Source organism: Mesorhizobium sp. W016 (genome assembly GCF_054719485.1).
In genome coordinates this window covers 3044272-3059881 of record NZ_JBTTIF010000002.1, presented here as the reverse complement: position 1 = coordinate 3059881, position 15610 = coordinate 3044272, and the positions used below count along the sequence as shown (strand labels likewise).

The following is a 15610-nucleotide window of genomic DNA, read 5'->3' as shown; positions in this document are numbered from 1 at the left end:
CCGGCGATGTTGACCAAACTGGTTTCATTTGTAACCATCGAAAATGTAACTATCAACGGCTGATGCCGCATCCACGGTGCGCATGTGGAAACCCTCGAACTCGAAAATTTCCTGCCCTACCGGCTTTACCGGCTGGCCGACGCTGTCAGCCGAGAATTTTCAAAAATCTACCGCGACCGTCACGGTCTGACGCGGCCGGAATGGCGCACACTCTCTGGGCTCGGACAGCGCGGCACGATGACCGCGACGGCGCTCGGCGAGCAGTCGGCCATGCACAAGACCAAGGTTTCGCGGGCGGTGGCGGAGCTTGAGCGGCGGCGCTGGCTGACGCGCACGCCGGACGAGAATGATCGGCGTGTGGAGCATTTGGCGCTGACCAAGGCGGGACTGGCCGCCTATCGCGAGATGGTGCCGCTGGCGAAAGCCTTTGAACGGCAGTTGCTGGCGAGGCTTGGTACGGAAGAGCGGGCGGCGATTGTGAATGGGGTGGCGGCGCTGGAGGCAAAACTCACCTTGGGTTGAGATCTTCCCATAAGTTCGACCGTCGCTGAAATCAGATCGCGAATGCGGCAGGCAACGCCCCTAGACCGTAATAGGCGCGTTCGGCTTCAATGAAGCCTCTGACACGGCTTCGAAATGCCACCGGATCATCAATGTAGGCTAGAAGCGCCTGCGCTTGCGAAGCCGCGTGTCTTTGAGCGCTTTCAAACAGTCGCCTTGCCGTTTCAAAACCACCGGCCAAACCAGCCGCCACCCCGGCGTGGAAGGCCGCCCACTCGCCGTAGGCGCCCGGCTGCAATTCACTCACGAGGATTTTCGCTGTCGCCTGGACGGAAGGGAACATCGATCGGTGAACCTGATCGATTTCGACGACCTTCTTGGCCATTTGATCAACCGCGAGAAGAAACTGTGGCGGGCTCTCGAACGGAACGAACTGTCCAATGCGCTCAACGCGATCGAAGGTAATCGTTTCCGGAAGCGAACCCCAGAGCCAGTGGACTGCTACGTTAAGGTAAGTGCCCTTGGACCAGGAACTGGGCTGGAACTCGACTACACTTAGCCAGAAGCCGCGATCGGCGATCCAGATTCGGGACTGCCCTTTGCGTCGAAATCCGGCCGGCTTCAGTACGAGCTTTGCCTGCGAGGCAATGATACGACCGTGCTCATTGTCCGCCATCTTGCACCCACACGTGCCTCACCAATCCATCACCACCTTGCCCGAACTGCCGCTCCGCATCGCGTCAAACCCCGTCTGGAAATCGTCGATCCCAATGCGGTGCGTAATCAGACCCGACACATCCAGCGGCCCCTGCACCAGGGCGATCATCTTGTACCAAGTCTCGAACATTTCGCGGCCGTAGATGCCCTTCAAGTGCAGCATCTTGAAGATGACCTTGTTCCAGTCGATTTCGAAGCCGGTCGGCGCGATGCCCAGAATGGCGATCTTGCCGCCATTGTTCATGGTGTCGATCATGTCGCGAAAGGCGGGCGCGGCGCCCGACATTTCGAGGCCGACGTCAAAACCCTCGGTCATGCCCAGCGCCGGCATAACGTCGCGCAGTTTTTCCTTCGAGGCATCGACGACATGCTGGACGCCGAGCTTTTTGGCCAGCGCCAGCCGCACCGGGTTGATGTCGGTGATGACGACTTTTCGCGCCCCCACACATTGGGCAACGAGCGCGCCCATGATGCCGATCGGCCCGGCGCCGGTGACCAGAACGTCTTCACCGACCAGGTCGAAGGACAGAGCGGTGTGGACGGCATTGCCCAGGGGATCGAAGATCGCGGCGATCTCGTCGGGCACATCGTCGGGGATCGGCACGACATTGTGCTGCGGGATCGCCAGATATTCGCCGAAGGCGCCGGGGCGGTTGACGCCGACGCCGAGCGTGTTACGGCAGAGATGCCCCCTGCCGGCGCGGCAATTGCGGCAATGGCCGCAGACGATGTGACCTTCGCCGGAGACACGCTGGCCGACCTTGTATTCGGTGACCGCAGCGCCGAAATCGGCCACCGTGCCGACGAATTCATGGCCGGTCACCATCGGCACCGGCACGGTCTTCTGCGCCCACTGGTCCCAATTGTAGATGTGGACGTCGGTGCCGCAGATCGCCGTCTTCTTGACCTTGATCAGCACGTCGTTGGGGCCGATCTCCGGCACCGGCACCTCTTCCATCCAGATGCCCGGTTCAGCCTTGGCCTTCACCAGCGCCTTCATCATGTTCGACATGCTACAACTCCTTACCCTCCCCCTTGTGGGGAGGGTGGCCCGAAGGGCCGGGTGGGGGTCAAAAACTGGCGGAGGTCGTGACCCTGCAGACCCCCACCCCGCCTCCCGCCCGCTTGCTTCGCAAGCGGTCGAAAGTCGACCCTCCCCACAAAGGGGGAGGGTAAAACTCTCAGCCAATCACGCCCAGTTCCTTGCCGACCGCCGCGAACGCTGCCACGGCGCGGTCGATGTCGGCGCTGGAATGCGCCGCCGACATCTGCGTGCGGATGCGCGCCTGGCCTTTCGGCACCACCGGGAAGGAAAAGCCGATGACATAGATGCCGCGCTTCAGCATGCGCGCCGCCACTTCCTGCGCCAGGCTGGCATCGCCCAGCATCACCGGAATGATCGGATGATCGGCGCCGGCCAGCGTGAAGCCGAGCTTGCCCATTTCGGAGCGAAAGCGCGCCGCATTGGCATAGAGGCGTTCGCGCAGGGCGTCGCCATTGCGGATCAGCTCGAACACCTTGATGGAAGCGCCGGCAATCGCCGGCATCAGCGTGTTGGAGAAGAGATAAGGCCGCGAACGCTGGCGCAGCCAGTCGACGACCTGGCTTTTGCCGGAGGTGTAGCCGCCGGAGGCGCCGCCGAGCGCCTTGCCGAGCGTGCCGGTGATGATATCCACCCTGCCCTCGACGCCGCAATGCTCGGCCGAGCCGCGGCCGTTCTTGCCGACGAAGCCGACGGCATGGCTGTCGTCGACCATCACCATGGCGCCGTACTTTTCCGCGAGGTCGCAGACGCCTTTCAGATTGGCGATGATGCCGTCCATGGAGAACACGCCGTCGGTGGCGATCAGGCGGAAGCGGCAGTCTTTCGCCTCTTTCAGCCGCGCTTCGAGGTCGGCCATGTCGTTGTTGGCATAGCGGAAACGCTTGGCCTTCGACAGCCGCACGCCGTCGATGATCGAGGCATGGTTCAGCGCATCGGAGATGATCGCATCCTCCTCGCCGAGCAGCGTTTCGAACAGGCCGCCATTGGCGTCGAAGCAGGAGCCGTAAAGGATGGTGTCGTCCAGGCCGAGGAAGGATGAAATCGTTGATTCAAGCTGCTTGTGCTCTTCCTGCGTGCCGCAGATGAAGCGCACCGAGGCCATGCCGTAACCGTAGCGGTCGAGCGCGCCTTTGGCCGCGGTGCGCAACTCGGCGCTGTCGGCGAGGCCGAGATAGTTGTTCGCGCAGAAATTCAGCACCTTGTCGCCGCCGACTTCGATCTCAGCCGACTGGGTCGAGGTGATCACCCGCTCGGATTTGTAGAGCCCGGCGGATTTCAGCCCTTGCAGTTCGATGTCGATATGGGAGAGGAATGCCGCGCTCATGGATCAGGTCCTGTTGAGATTGGCGCGACTGTCGCGCTACGCGCACTAAAAATCCATCGCAAAAGCGACCGTTTCGGTGGCACGGCGGGCTCAACCCTGGCGCGACCCGATCGCATGGCCCGCATGCTGGAGTAGCAGGCACGCGAATACGGCTATGCCGCGAAAGAACATGATAACCATCTCGGCAGCTTTCGTTTACTGCCGAAGCAACAGTTCCGCCGGCTTCCAGACCTGTTAACCCTTTCAAGCCAATGGTCTTCTCGCCACGAATCGGTGGCAGAATCAGTTCGACCGAGGGGTCACCTAGAATATGTCGCAGCAGCCGGCGCAAACCGTCTCGGGCAAACTCATCCTGCTGATCAAGAGCGGCTATTGGCTGGCGCTGCTGATCATCGCCGCCATGGTGATGGCCTCCTTCATCCTGCTGCAGCAAATGATGGCGGCGCAACAGCACAACCATACTCTGCTCGACATCGTCAGCACCCAGAAGGCGCTGTCGCAGCGCATCGTCTTTTTGACCAGCGCAACCGGCTCCGCCGCGCGTGACAAGCAGCCGGCCCTAGTTGCCGCGCTGAAACAGGCGACCGCCGAGTTCGAGACGAACTACGACCTGCTCCTCAAACAGACGGGAGCCGACCCGCTGTCGCCGGCATTGTCCGACCCAAGGTCGATCGAGAGCGTGCTCTACGGCAAGCCGTTCCACCTCGACTATTTCTCGGTCGGGCTGGTCGCCAATGGCGAAAGGCTGATCTCGTCCTTCGAATCCCAGCTCTCCGGCAATGCCGCCTACAAGGGCGGCGGCGAGCGCGTCAATCTCGATGCTTCCGTCGCCAATGCGACGCTGTCGGGTTATGCCGCGCTCGGCCAACGCATCGCCGCATTCGCAGACGAGCGGTCGGAAAAGCTCCTCGATCTCCATCGCACCTTGTTCTACGCCACCATCGGCGTCATCGTCCTGGTGGCGCTTTTCATCTTCCGGCCGATGTCGAAGGCGATCCTGCGCAAGACGCACGAGCTTGTCGATGCCCGCAACTCGATGGCCTTCATCGCCGTACATGACGGGCTGACCGGTCTGCACAACCGCACCTTCCTGACCGACCACTTCGAAACGCTGATCAAGGGCGCGCATCGCCGGCGCGAGAGGCTGGCGGTCATCCAGCTCGACCTCGACCGGTTCAAGCAGATCAACGACACACTCGGCCACGCCGCCGGCGACTATGTGCTGGTCGTCACCGCGCAGCGCATGCGCGATTCCTGCCGTGCGTCGGATCTCTGCGCGCGCCTTGGCGGCGACGAATTCGTGATGATCCTCAATGGCGCCGGCGGCCCCGAGGACATCAACATGCTGGCCCGGCGCATCCTGGAGGAGATCAACGAGCCGATTACCTTCCAGGGCACGACCATCCTTCCAGGGGCCAGCGCCGGCATTGCCGTCTATCCCATCGACGCCGACAATGCCGAGGATCTGCTCGTCCACGCCGACCTCGCGCTCTATTCCGCCAAAAAGCTCGGCGGCGGCAGCTTCTCGTTCTTCTCCGAGGAACTCAGGCGCGAGCTAGACTACCGCAAGCAGCTCGAGCACGACATCAAGGTCGCGATCTCGGAGAACGCCTTCCAAGTCTATTTCCAGCCGCAGGTGTCGCTGAGCAACGGCGCCATCAGCGGCATCGAGGCGCTGGTGCGCTGGAAGCATGCCGAGCGCGGCATGATTGCGCCGGGCGAGTTCATTCCGGTCGCCGAAAAATGCGGCTTCATGCCCGAGATCGGCCGCATCGTCTTTACCAAGGCGATCGAGCAAGCAGCCGAATGGAATCGCGCCGGCATCGCTTTCGGCCGGCTTGCCGTCAACGTGTCCGGCACCGAGCTGCGCGAACCCGACTTCGACCGCTTCCTGTTCGCGACGCTGGAAAAGGCCGGCCTTGCTCCGCAGAAGCTGTCGCTGGAAATCGTCGAATCCGTCATTCTCGACGACGAGAAGACGGGCATCGCGGCGAAGCTGCGCCACATCCGCGCTGCCGGCGTCCATCTTGAGCTCGACGATTTCGGCACCGGCTATGCCTCGCTCAGCCACGTCAATCCCAACGAGATCGACCGGCTGAAGATCGACCGCCGCTTCGTCCAGAACATCAACGAGAATGGCGACAACACCAAGATCGTGCGCGCCATCACCGAGCTGGCGCGCGGTCTCGGCATTTCGATCGTCGCCGAGGGCGCGGAAACCGAAGCCGAGCTCGATTCGCTGATGGCGATCGGCTGCGATCAGGTGCAGGGCTATTCCATCGCCTTCCCGATGCCGCAGGACAAAGCGCGCGAATGGCTGCTGGCGCGCAGCCCGAAGAAAGCCAAGCTGAAGGTGCTTCAGGGCAATTTAGCCTAGACTATTGCCCACCGGTGCCGGTCATTTGGCCGGCGCGACATTCGCCCGCAATGCCGCCAGCACCTCGGCGAACTCCGCCAGCCTGTCGTCCGGCAATCCCGCGCGCAGCCGCTTGTCGAAGATGAGAGCCGCCGCCCGCAGCTTCAGGAACATCGTTTCGCCCGCCTGCGTCAGCTCGACCAGATGAACCCGGCGGTTGTCCGGATCGCGGCGGCGCGTCAGCAAGCCTTGCGCCTCCATGGCGTTGAGATGGTGGGTGAGCGTGGCGCCCTGGATGCCGATCATGCCGGCAAGTTCGCGCTGGTTGGCAAGCTCGCTCGACTTGACCGAAAGCAAGGTCAGCCACACCGGCAGTGTGCCGCCGGCCTCGACCAAAGCGGCGTCAAAAGCCTGCGCCACCAGCTTGGAGGTGCGCGCGAGATTCATGCCGATTGGCGGACGGTCAAAGGGAGTCATGCGCCGACAGTAGAACAAGGCGCCGAGCGATGGAACGCGGCATTATACATTGACATCGAACCATTTGATAGCTAACTATCATGCGTGTCGATCTACCGAGTTCGTATTATCCCGCATTCGACAGGGATCCGAGGACGGGCGGCGGGCAAGGAGGAAGCGGTCATGCAATATGTCTACATCGTCGTTATCGGCCTTCACGTCATGGCCGGTGTGTTCTGGGCCGGCACCACCATCACGCTTGCCCGCGACCCCGAGATCAGGGCGGAGCGCTTTATCGGACCGCAAATGGGCTCGGCCGGTATGGTGTTCTTGACCGGCGCCCTGCTCTGGTATTTCTTTCACGGCGCCTATTTCGGCTCGATGGAAATGGTGCTGGCGCTGGGCATCCTGGCCGCCTTCGCCGCTGCAGGCGTTCTCAGCGTCGTCGTCCGCAAGACCAGCCGGCAGCTTGCCGGCGCGGACGCCGCAACGGAAGCGGCGCTGCGCAGCCAAATGGCACGCGGCGAGCGCATCGCCGCCTGGCTGCTGGTACTCACCGTGCTTTGCATGGCGACCGCAAGGATGATTTGAGCCCTGCCGCGCGTTGCCGCCCGGTTTAAGCATTCCGCATCGTGCGTCGCCCGGCTCTCGGCTGGTGGCGTACGCGGCGCGCAGTTCGGACGGATGTGCAAGGTGGCTCTCCGCACAGAGGTTTGGCTGCGCGCCACCCATCACTTTGATCGATCGAGATGCGCCCGCCGGAAGGGTGAGATCGAGCTTTGGAACAAGCCGTAGGCCGGCTTGTAGGCTCAAACCCGCAAGCCGAACCTGATGCCATCATAGATGGCGGCGTGGATGTTGCGCGAGGCGACCGCATCGCCGATGCGCAACAGCACGAAGCCGCCTTCGGGGTTGCGTGAAGGAAAAATATCGCCGCCGCCGACCAGCCGCTCGTAATCGACCGCGCCACCATTCTTCGACAGCGGTTTCAGCTGGAGATAGAGATCGTCGAGCGGCGCCGTGCCGTGCTCGACCACCACCTGGTCGACCCGCCTTTCGCCACGCCAGCCATCGGCAAAGTCGGAGGCAAGTTCGGCGACCAGCTGGTTGCCCTCGCGCCGTACCGAGCGCAGCCTGGTGTTGATGGTGATGGTGACGCCCTTCTCCTGGAAGGCGCGCATATAGGGCACGTGGTTCATGCCGCCCATTTCGGGGGCGAAGAAGCGCTCCGGCGAAACCAGCTCCAGTTTTGACCCTGCATTGGCGATCAGCTCCGCCGCGCCCATGCCCTGGTGGCCACCATTGTCGTCGAAGAGCAGCACGTTCTCCGCCGGCTTGATGCTGCCGGCCATGATGTCCCAACTCGACGTGACGAGATTGTCGCCTGATGTCAGCGGCGGGTTCTGTGGCAGGCCGCCGGTGGCGATCACCACCACGTCGGGCGACAGCGCCAGCACTTCGTCCTGCTCGGCCCAGGTGTCGTAGCGGATCCCGACGCCGAGCCGGTCGAGTTCGGCCAGCCGCCATTCGATGATGCCGATCAACTCCTTGCGGCGCGGGTTCTGCGTCGCCAGCCGAACCTGGCCGCCGGCCTGACCGGAGGCTTCAAGCACCGTGACATGATGGCCGCGTTCGGCCATCACGCGAGCTGCCTCGAGCCCGCCAGCGCCAGCGCCAACGACAACGACGTTCCGCCTGGGCCCTTCGGTCTTCAGGATGATATGCGGAATCTCGGCCTCGCGGCCGGTCGCGGCATTGTGGACGCACAGCGCCTCGCCGCCTTCATAGATACGATCGAGGCAATAGGTGGCGCCGACGCAAGGCCGGATCTCGTGCTCGCGACCTTCCATGACCTTCTTGATGATGTGCGGGTCGGCGATATGGGCGCGGGTCATGCCGACCATGTCGAGCTTGCCGGTCGCGATGGCGTGGCGCGCCGTGGCCACATCGGAAATCCGCGCCGCATGGAAGGTCGGGAACTTCGTTGCCGCCCTCACCTCGCCGGCGAAATCGAGATGCGGCGAAGAGCGCATGCCGGTCACCGGGATAACCTTGGTGAGCGCCGCGTCGCTTTCGATCGAGCCGCGGATGATGTTCAGGAAATCGACCTTGCCAGAATTGGCTAGCCGTCTCGCGATCTCGACGCCCTCGGCCTTCGACAGGCCTTTGTCAAAGTCCTCATCGGCGACCATGCGGATGCCGACGATGAACTTTTCACCGACGGCAGCCCGCACGGCATCCAGCACCATGTCGGTGAAGCGCAGCCGGTTGTCGAGCGAACCCCCGAACTCGTCGTCGCGATGGTTTGTGGCCGGCGACCAGAAGCCGTCCATCAGATGGCCGTAGGATTCGAACTCGATGCCGTCGAGGCCGGCCGCCTGGCAGCGCTGCGCAGCGGACGCATAGTCGGCGACGATGCGCTCGATGTCCCAGTCCTCGATAGTTTTCGGGAACGCGCGGTGCGCCGGCTCACGCACCGGCGAGGCCGACAGCACCGGCAGCCAGTCTGCCTTGTTCCAGCCGGTGCGGCGACCAAGATGGGTGATCTGGATCATCACCTTGCAGTCATGCTCGTGGCAGGCGTCCGCCAGTTCGGCCAGCCACGGCACGATGCGGTCGTCATAGACATGCAGATTGCCAAAGGCGGCCGGGCTGTCGCGCGAGACGATCGCCGAGCCCGCCGTCATGGTCAGCGCCATGCCGCCCTTGGCCTTTTCGGCATGGTAGAGCCGGTAGCGCTGTTTCGGCATGCCGTCCTCTGAATAGGCCGGCTCGTGGCTGGTCGACATCACCCTGTTCTTCAGCGTCAGGTGTTTGAGCTGGTAAGGCTGGAGAAGCGGGTCGTTGCTGGTCATCATCTTCCTGCCATTCCAGTTTGTGTCGGAGCAGCGCGCGCTGCTCCAGTTCTTGTCTTGAGCATCGAATTTATCCGAAAATCGCTGCACACTTTTTGATCCGATGCTAATGAGCGCGGAAAATCCCCAGGAAAACCACGATGATCGATACCAAAACCCTCACCCAGCTCGGCGCCCACGTCGAGACGCCACAGAGCCCGGAGACCGCGGTCCTGGAGACCGTGCCGTTCCAGCGCGGCGACGGACCGCCGGCGATCGTGCGCTTCACCTGCCCGGAATTCACCTCGCTCTGCCCGGTAACCGGACAGCCGGATTTCGCTCATATCGTCATCGACTACGCACCCGATACCACGCTCGTGGAATCGAAGTCGCTCAAACTGTTCATGACCTCGTTTCGCAACCATGGCGCTTTCCATGAAGACTGCACGGTGATGATCGGCCGCCGCATTGTGGCGGCAACGAAGCCGCTGTGGTTGCGCATAGGCGGCTATTGGTATCCGCGCGGCGGCATTCCGATCGATGTCTTCTGGCAGACCGGCGCTCCGCCCGAAGGCGCCTGGTTGCCCGACACCGGCGTTGCCCCCTATCGCGGAAGGGGCTGAAGCTATTTTGCGGACCTTTAGCGGGACAGCGCCCCCCTCTGTCCTGCCGGACATCTCCCGCACACGGGGGGAGATTGGCCGCCACATAGGCTTTCGCTAATCTCAAATGATGCGGAGCGGGCGAGACGCTGGAACTGCTGATCTCCCCACCCGTGGGGGAGATGTCCGGCAGGACAGAGGGGGGCGCGAAGGATCGCAGGCGCTGACCCTCAATCAACATTATTCGCACTGATACTGGCTGAGCGCCCATTCACCGGTCACCGAAAGCAGATCGGATATCTTCCACTTGCCGTCGACTTTCCTGAATTTCCATTCAAGGCGATGCGGGTTGCCGGCGACGACGAAGGCGACAATGACCTTGGCCTGGTCGCCATTGATCGCTTCGAGTGTCTTCAGGCTCTTATCGATCTCGGCCTTGTCATAGTCGGCATTGTCGAGCGCCATGTTGGGGTCGAGGCATTCGCCCTGCCCGGATTTGCGCAACGCGTCGCTCTTGTCGAGAACGGTTTTTGCCGGGTCGATGAAGTGGCTGCGCTGCGCCGGATCGATCTCCAGCCCCACCTGATCGTAAAATGGCCGCACCACCGCCGTCGGGGATCCCGGCAGAATGGGTGCGGCCGGTGCGGCGTCGACCGGCGACCACCCAACCGGCGGTGTCGCCGCGTCCACCGCTGTCCCGGGTGGATTTGCGGGCGGTGCTGCGCCGGCCGGTGCCGCCACGGCCGGGGCATTGGCTGGCGGCGGGCCCAACAGGCCTTGGGCCGCGGCTGCGCTCATAGCCACCGCCAGCACGCACGTGGGCGACAGCGCCAGGGCAAGACGGCGGAGCACAGGATCACTCCGGCGCTTTGTCGGGCATGCATTCCAGCGCGCTCAGCGTCCAGCTGCTGGTCTTGGAGGTGATGTCGGCTACCTTCCATTTGCCGTCGATTTTCTTCAGCGACCACAGCATTTCGCGTTTGGAATCATCGCCTTCCGCAAAAAGGCTGAAGGTGGCGGTGACTTCGGCCGTATCGCCATTGACGGTCTCGGCCAGCTTCAATGTCTTGGCAATCGACGTCTGGTCGAAATCCTGGGCGTCGAGGCCGGGATCGAAGTCGAGGCAGGCGACTTCGTCGGGCTTGTTCTTCGTTGCCTGGTCGTTGAGATCGAACAGCTTGGTCACCGGCTCGGTGAAGCGGTCGCGGTACTTTGCATCTCCCTCGAATTTCACCTCGGGCACATAAAAGAACTTCACCGCGTTGGAAGCCGGCCCGGCCAGCACCGTCGCTGGCAAGGCAATCGAAAAGACAGCGGCAAGCACTATCGGTTTCATGCAGGATCTCCGGACGGTTCGGCGGCAAGGCGGCAATACCAGACATCCTGCATATCGGCTTTTTTGCGGCTCATGAAGCCCCGGCTTGCACCCTCTCAGCCATCCAGCCAGACGTTCTGCAGGTCCATCTCGAAGGTCTGGTGGACGCCGTAGTTCTTCACCTTCTTGTTCATGTGGCTGTAGAGCTTCTGCCAGAAGGGTTGAATGATGATGCCGGAATCCTGCAGGATCTGCTCGACATCCTTCATCACCTCACGCCGCTTCTCCACATCGATCAGCGACAGCGCCTGCTTCAGCTTGGCGTCGAAGTCCGGGTTGGAATAGGCCGATTCATTCCAGGCCTCGCCGGTGCGATAACCAAGCGCCAGGACCTGGACGCCAAGCGGGCGCATGTACCAGATGGTCATCGAATAGGGATACTTCGTCCAGTCGTTCCAGAAGGTCGAGCCCGGCAGCACCGTGCGCTTGACCTTGATGCCGGCGTCGCGCAGTTGGCCGGCAATCGCGTCGCCGGTGTTCTTCTGCCAATCGTCCTCGACGGTGATCAGCTCGTGCTCGAAATCGGCCTGCCCAGCGTCGGCCATCAGTTTCTTGGCGCCGGCCGCGTCGCGCGTCTTCTTGGGCAGCGCGAAATATTCAGGATGGATAGGGCTGACATGGTGGTTTTCACCGACCGTCCCTCGCCCGGCATAGCCGAGTTCCAGCACCGCATTGTTGTCGACCGCCATCTGCAGCGCGTTGCGCACCCGCTGGTCGTCATAGGGCTTGTGGGTAACGTTCGTGCGGGCAACCAGCGTGGTTGCCGTCGCAACCTCGGACTTCTCCAGCCCCATCTTATCCAGGATGTCGATGAAGTCGGCCGGCGTCTCGAAATTGAGGTCTATCTCGCCGGATTCGAAGGCGTTGATCGAAGCGTTGAAGTCGGTGCCGTAGTCGATGAACTCGACGCTGTCGAGCGGCGCTTCACCACCCCACCACTTGCCGTTTTCACGACGCTTGACCACCGCCTTCTGGCCGACATCGTAGGAGACCAGTTCGAACGGGCCCGTGCCGATCGGCTTCTTGACCGGGTCGGCGCCTTCGGCGTCGAAATTGCGGTGGACGACGAGCGCGGGATAATCGGTGAGGTTCGGGATCAGCGAAATGTCGGGCGCGCTGAGCGTCAGCTTGACCGTATTGTCGTCGACCTTGGCGATCGCGCCTTCCCTAGCCTTGCCCGACTTTTCGTCGATCAGCCCGCCGACGCGAGCGGCCATGGAGTTGCCGGCGACCTTCTTCTCGCACCAGCGGGTAACATTGAAGACCACGTCATCGGCGTTGAAAGCATCGCCATTGTTCCAGGTGATGCCCTTGCGCACATGCAACGTGTATTCCGTGGCGTCGTCATTGATGTCCCAGCTTTCGAGCAGCACTGGCTCGAAGGTGAATTCCCTGGTGTAGCGGACCAGCGGCTCCAGCCAGCAGCGCGAGATGTTGGCGAGTTCCACCCAGTCATAGGTGCGCGGATCTTTTTGGGCCTTGACCGACATCGATATGTGCAGCGTGCCGCCCTTCTTCGGCTCCTCGGCAAAAGCCTGTCCCGGCACGGCAAGGCCGATCATGCCGTAGGCCAGCGCCGTCGATGCGCCGAACGCACTTGCCAATGCTAGAAACTCGCGCCGGTCCATGCGGCCAGCACGCGTCTCTTGCGCCAGCGCCTCGATGGCGGTTGGCACGCGATCGCCATTGCTTTTGAAAAGTGTCATGTCTTTCTCCCTTGCGCTTCCCATCGGGTCTTCGCCCGTTTATCAACTCATTCGTCGTTCTCTTAGCTAACGCTGTCGGGCAGCCTCTCTTCGCGCTGCGCGATAAAGTCCCTGAGGCCCTCGGCAATGCCCTCATCGAGCTTCGGCTCTTCATAGTCGGCCAGCATGTTGCGGGCTTTCTCGCGGCCGCGCGTATCGTGATCCTTCGCCCCTCCGGCCTTCCATTGTTCGTAGGAGTTGAAGTCCATGATGGTGGGTATGAAGAATGCCGACTTGTAATGATCGAGCGTGTGCTGGGTGCCGAGGAAATGGCCCTGCGGCCCGACCTCGCGGATCGCCGCCATGGCCTCCTTGAAGTCGTCGAACGGCAGGCCGCCGGCATATTTGTACCAGCCGACAAGCTGCTCGCAGTCGGTGGCGAATTTCGAATAGCCGCAGGTCAGCCCGGCCTCCAACCAGCCGGCGGAGTGCCAGATATAATTGGCGCCGGCGAGGATGGCGGCATGCATCAGCATGTTGGATTCATAGCCGGCCTGGGCGTCGTTGAGCTTGGAGCCGACATGGAAGCCGGAGGTTCGCCAGGGCAGTTTGTATTTCCGCGCCAGCGCGCCCATCAGATACATCATCTGGGCGGCTTCCGGCGTGCCGCCCATCGGCGCGCCGGTCTTCATGTCGACCGTCACCATGAACTGGCCGTAGATTTGCGGCGAACCCGGGCGCAGCAGTTGGGTGAAAGCGACGCCGGCCAGTGCTTCGGCATTGACCTGCGCCACCGCGCCGACGGCCGAGGCCGAAGTCGATGCGCCGCACAGCGCAAAGGGAGCCAGGATCAGCGGCTGATTGCTGCGCGCATAGACCTTCATCGCGTCCAGCATGGTGGCGTCCCACACCAGCGGCGAGTTGCAGTTGGTAATCGACACCAGCACCGGGTTGTCGCGAACGAAATCTTCGCCAAAGACGATGCCCGCCATCGCCATCGTGTCTTCGGCGCGGTCTTTGGAAGTAACGATGCCCATGAACGGCTTGTCGGAATGCTTCAGCGCCGAATGGATGATGTGGAGATGCCGTTTCGGCACCGCGATCTCCATCGGCTCGCAGATGATCGAACTCGACGAATGCAGCGCCGGGGCCATGTAGGCGAGCTTGTGAAAATTGTTGAGGTCTTCAAGCGTGCCATAACGCCGGTTGTTGTCGAGGTCGCGCACGTAAGGCGCGCCATACATCGGCGCGAAGATGGAGTTCTTGCCGCCGACGCGCACGGTGCGCTCGGGATTGCGCGCATTGAGAGTGAACTCGGATGGAACCTTCGCGACCAGTTCCATCAGGAGGCCGCGGTCGATGCGGACGCGTGTCTCGGACACGTCGGCGCCCGCCGCCTTCCACATGGCGATCGCCTCGTCGTCGCGGAACTCGCAACCGACCTCTTCGAGGATAGCGAGTGACTCCTGGTGGATCAGTTCCACCGCCTCGTCCGGGACCATCTGGTAGGTGGGGATCTCGCGGACCAGCGTCGGGAACGAGGCGACGGGGGCGCTCCTCAGCGCCTTGCGTCCGAGGCGACCGCCGCCGCGGCGGTGGGTTTGCTCGGTCAGTTCAGCGGCCGGTGCGTTCATGGAGCCTCCTCATTCCGTCCAACCAAGTTAGCGAGAGGAAATATGGATGTGATGCTGGAAAATCCTGATCTCTTGTATAAGCTCAACTTATGCGAAGCCTGCGCCATCTCCTACCCTCGGCCGGCAGCCTGATCGTCTTCGAGGCGGCGGGCCGGCTGTCGAGCTTCACTGCCGCCGGGCGCGAGCTCGGCATGACGCAGGCCGCCGTCTCCTATGCGGTGCGCGGGTTGGAGGAACAGCTTGGCGCGCAGTTGTTCCAGCGCCGCCACCGCCAGGTCGTCCTGACAGAAGCGGGCGAACGCTTCCATGCTGACGTCTCGCTCGGCCTGTCGCATATCCGCAAATCGGCGGAGGATCTGCGCCTGCAGGCGACCGGCGGTCATGTCACGCTGGCGGCGTCGACCGCCTTCGGCTCGTTCTGGATGATGCCGCGGCTGCAGCAGTTCCGCGACGAACTGCCGGGCATCGACTTGCGCATCCAGACCGCCGACCGCGATCTCGACATCATCGCCGAGGGCATCCCGCTCGCAGTTCGCGGCGGCGAACCGCGCGACTGGGCCGATTATCACTCGCTGCCGCTGGCCGACGAGGAGATTTTTCCGGTGGTTGGCGCCAGCTATCTCGCGAAATTCGGCATGCCAAGGAGCGTCGCGGAGCTGGCGACGCATCGCCTGATCCACCTCGAGGAGCCCTACCGCGAGGCGGCTAGCTGGGACGAATGGTTCCAGTCTGCGGGCGGCAGGCTCGACAACACCGCGCGCGGCCTGCGCATCAACGATTACGGCCTCGTGATCCAGGGCGTCATGGAGGGCCAGGGCATCGCGCTCGGCTGGCGGCATCTGGCCGAACGGCTCCTGGCGTCGGGGCTGCTGGTGCCGGTGACCGACCATGTGCTGAAAACCGGCAAGGCGTTCTATGTGGTTTGGCCGAAGAACCGGGAGTTGAGCGAGAATGCGCGGAAAGTCAGGGACTGGCTGGCGGCGCAGGCTTGAAATCGGTTGCAGCGTAGTCACTATCGCGGAGTTCCTTCACACCCCCCTCTGTCCTGCCGGACATCTCCCCCGCAAGGGGGGAGATTGGC

At 62.7% G+C, this 15610-nt stretch carries 14 protein-coding genes; 5 read left to right on the top strand and 9 right to left on the bottom strand.

Going from position 1 to position 15610, the window contains the following annotated elements; translation table 11 throughout:
* Nucleotides 1-84 precede the first annotated feature (84 nt).
* Nucleotides 85-522 carry a MarR family winged helix-turn-helix transcriptional regulator gene (locus ACYG9V_RS15280; RefSeq protein WP_023724852.1) on the top strand — a complete coding sequence of 146 codons (438 nt, stop codon included), beginning with the start codon at nucleotides 85-87 and terminating at the stop codon, nucleotides 520-522.
* A gap of 31 nt (nucleotides 523-553) precedes the next feature.
* On the opposite strand, the gene ACYG9V_RS15275 is transcribed toward ACYG9V_RS15280, so the two are convergent.
* From ACYG9V_RS15275 to ACYG9V_RS15265, 3 genes are all read right to left on the bottom strand, one after another.
* Nucleotides 554-1177: a DUF4304 domain-containing protein gene (locus ACYG9V_RS15275; RefSeq protein WP_023672917.1), complete on the bottom strand. Its 624-nt coding sequence runs from the start codon at nucleotides 1175-1177 to the stop codon at nucleotides 554-556.
* A gap of 18 nt (nucleotides 1178-1195) precedes the next feature.
* A complete protein-coding gene (tdh, locus tag ACYG9V_RS15270) occupies nucleotides 1196-2230 on the bottom strand; it encodes an L-threonine 3-dehydrogenase (RefSeq protein ID WP_023672918.1) in 1035 nt (344 codons plus the stop codon).
* A 169-nt stretch (nucleotides 2231-2399) separates the two neighbouring features.
* Complete coding sequence (locus tag ACYG9V_RS15265) at nucleotides 2400-3587, bottom strand: glycine C-acetyltransferase (RefSeq protein ID WP_352764148.1); 1188 nt, start codon at nucleotides 3585-3587, stop codon at nucleotides 2400-2402.
* Nucleotides 3588-3897: 310 nt separating this feature from the next.
* On the opposite strand from ACYG9V_RS15265, the gene ACYG9V_RS15260 reads away from it, so the two are divergent.
* On the top strand, nucleotides 3898-5964 hold the full coding sequence (locus tag ACYG9V_RS15260; protein ID WP_352764146.1) for a putative bifunctional diguanylate cyclase/phosphodiesterase: 2067 nt from the start codon (nucleotides 3898-3900) through the stop codon (nucleotides 5962-5964).
* Between the two features lie 21 nt (nucleotides 5965-5985).
* On the opposite strand, the gene ACYG9V_RS15255 is transcribed toward ACYG9V_RS15260, so the two are convergent.
* Nucleotides 5986-6390 (bottom strand): MarR family winged helix-turn-helix transcriptional regulator, encoded by a 405-nt coding sequence (locus tag ACYG9V_RS15255; protein WP_023672921.1) that lies wholly within the window; start codon nucleotides 6388-6390, stop codon nucleotides 5986-5988.
* A gap of 192 nt (nucleotides 6391-6582) precedes the next feature.
* Here ACYG9V_RS15255 and ACYG9V_RS15250 point away from each other — a divergent pair, with 192 nt between their 5' ends.
* Nucleotides 6583-6990 carry a hypothetical protein gene (locus ACYG9V_RS15250; protein WP_352741706.1) on the top strand — a complete coding sequence of 136 codons (408 nt, stop codon included), beginning with the start codon at nucleotides 6583-6585 and terminating at the stop codon, nucleotides 6988-6990.
* 218 nt (nucleotides 6991-7208) lie between these two features.
* Here ACYG9V_RS15250 and ACYG9V_RS15245 read toward each other — a convergent pair whose 3' ends face one another.
* Entirely contained in the window at nucleotides 7209-9254 is a 2046-nt protein-coding gene (locus ACYG9V_RS15245; RefSeq protein WP_352764170.1) for an NADH:flavin oxidoreductase, read from the bottom strand.
* Nucleotides 9255-9394: 140 nt separating this feature from the next.
* On the opposite strand from ACYG9V_RS15245, the gene queF reads away from it, so the two are divergent.
* On the top strand, nucleotides 9395-9856 hold the full coding sequence (gene queF / locus ACYG9V_RS15240) for a preQ(1) synthase (RefSeq protein WP_023672924.1): 462 nt from the start codon (nucleotides 9395-9397) through the stop codon (nucleotides 9854-9856).
* A gap of 219 nt (nucleotides 9857-10075) precedes the next feature.
* On the opposite strand, the gene ACYG9V_RS15235 is transcribed toward queF, so the two are convergent.
* The 4 genes from ACYG9V_RS15235 to ACYG9V_RS15220 form a co-directional block, all read right to left on the bottom strand.
* Nucleotides 10076-10633 (bottom strand): hypothetical protein, encoded by a 558-nt coding sequence (locus tag ACYG9V_RS15235; RefSeq protein WP_352764144.1) that lies wholly within the window; start codon nucleotides 10631-10633, stop codon nucleotides 10076-10078.
* 58 nt (nucleotides 10634-10691) lie between these two features.
* Nucleotides 10692-11171: a DUF3828 domain-containing protein gene (locus ACYG9V_RS15230; protein WP_352537621.1), complete on the bottom strand. Its 480-nt coding sequence runs from the start codon at nucleotides 11169-11171 to the stop codon at nucleotides 10692-10694.
* Nucleotides 11172-11266: 95 nt separating this feature from the next.
* Nucleotides 11267-12916: an ABC transporter substrate-binding protein gene (locus tag ACYG9V_RS15225; protein ID WP_352764143.1), complete on the bottom strand. Its 1650-nt coding sequence runs from the start codon at nucleotides 12914-12916 to the stop codon at nucleotides 11267-11269.
* A gap of 62 nt (nucleotides 12917-12978) precedes the next feature.
* Complete coding sequence (locus ACYG9V_RS15220) at nucleotides 12979-14529, bottom strand: trimethylamine methyltransferase family protein (protein ID WP_352764141.1); 1551 nt, start codon at nucleotides 14527-14529, stop codon at nucleotides 12979-12981.
* Nucleotides 14530-14618: 89 nt separating this feature from the next.
* Between ACYG9V_RS15220 and ACYG9V_RS15215 the strand changes: the two genes are divergently transcribed.
* The gene (locus ACYG9V_RS15215) at nucleotides 14619-15521 is read left to right on the top strand and encodes a LysR substrate-binding domain-containing protein (protein WP_352764140.1); all 903 of its coding nucleotides are present in this window, start codon (nucleotides 14619-14621) and stop codon (nucleotides 15519-15521) included.
* Nucleotides 15522-15610 lie beyond the last annotated feature (89 nt).

Coding starts and splice junctions, on each gene's coding strand:
- ACYG9V_RS15250 (WP_352741706.1), top strand. CDS start 6,583: ATGCAATATGTCTACATCGTCGTTATCGGCCTTCACGTCATGGCCGGT.
- ACYG9V_RS15225 (WP_352764143.1), bottom strand. CDS start 12,916: ATGACACTTTTCAAAAGCAATGGCGATCGCGTGCCAACCGCCATCGAG.
- ACYG9V_RS15220 (WP_352764141.1), bottom strand. CDS start 14,529: ATGAACGCACCGGCCGCTGAACTGACCGAGCAAACCCACCGCCGCGGC.
- ACYG9V_RS15215 (WP_352764140.1), top strand. CDS start 14,619: ATGCGAAGCCTGCGCCATCTCCTACCCTCGGCCGGCAGCCTGATCGTC.
- ACYG9V_RS15265 (WP_352764148.1), bottom strand. CDS start 3,587: ATGAGCGCGGCATTCCTCTCCCATATCGACATCGAACTGCAAGGGCTG.
- ACYG9V_RS15275 (WP_023672917.1), bottom strand. CDS start 1,177: ATGGCGGACAATGAGCACGGTCGTATCATTGCCTCGCAGGCAAAGCTC.
- tdh (WP_023672918.1), bottom strand. CDS start 2,230: ATGTCGAACATGATGAAGGCGCTGGTGAAGGCCAAGGCTGAACCGGGC.
- ACYG9V_RS15255 (WP_023672921.1), bottom strand. CDS start 6,390: ATGAATCTCGCGCGCACCTCCAAGCTGGTGGCGCAGGCTTTTGACGCC.
- ACYG9V_RS15260 (WP_352764146.1), top strand. CDS start 3,898: ATGTCGCAGCAGCCGGCGCAAACCGTCTCGGGCAAACTCATCCTGCTG.
- ACYG9V_RS15235 (WP_352764144.1), bottom strand. CDS start 10,633: ATGAGCGCAGCCGCGGCCCAAGGCCTGTTGGGCCCGCCGCCAGCCAAT.
- ACYG9V_RS15230 (WP_352537621.1), bottom strand. CDS start 11,171: ATGAAACCGATAGTGCTTGCCGCTGTCTTTTCGATTGCCTTGCCAGCG.
- queF (WP_023672924.1), top strand. CDS start 9,395: ATGATCGATACCAAAACCCTCACCCAGCTCGGCGCCCACGTCGAGACG.
- ACYG9V_RS15245 (WP_352764170.1), bottom strand. CDS start 9,254: ATGACCAGCAACGACCCGCTTCTCCAGCCTTACCAGCTCAAACACCTG.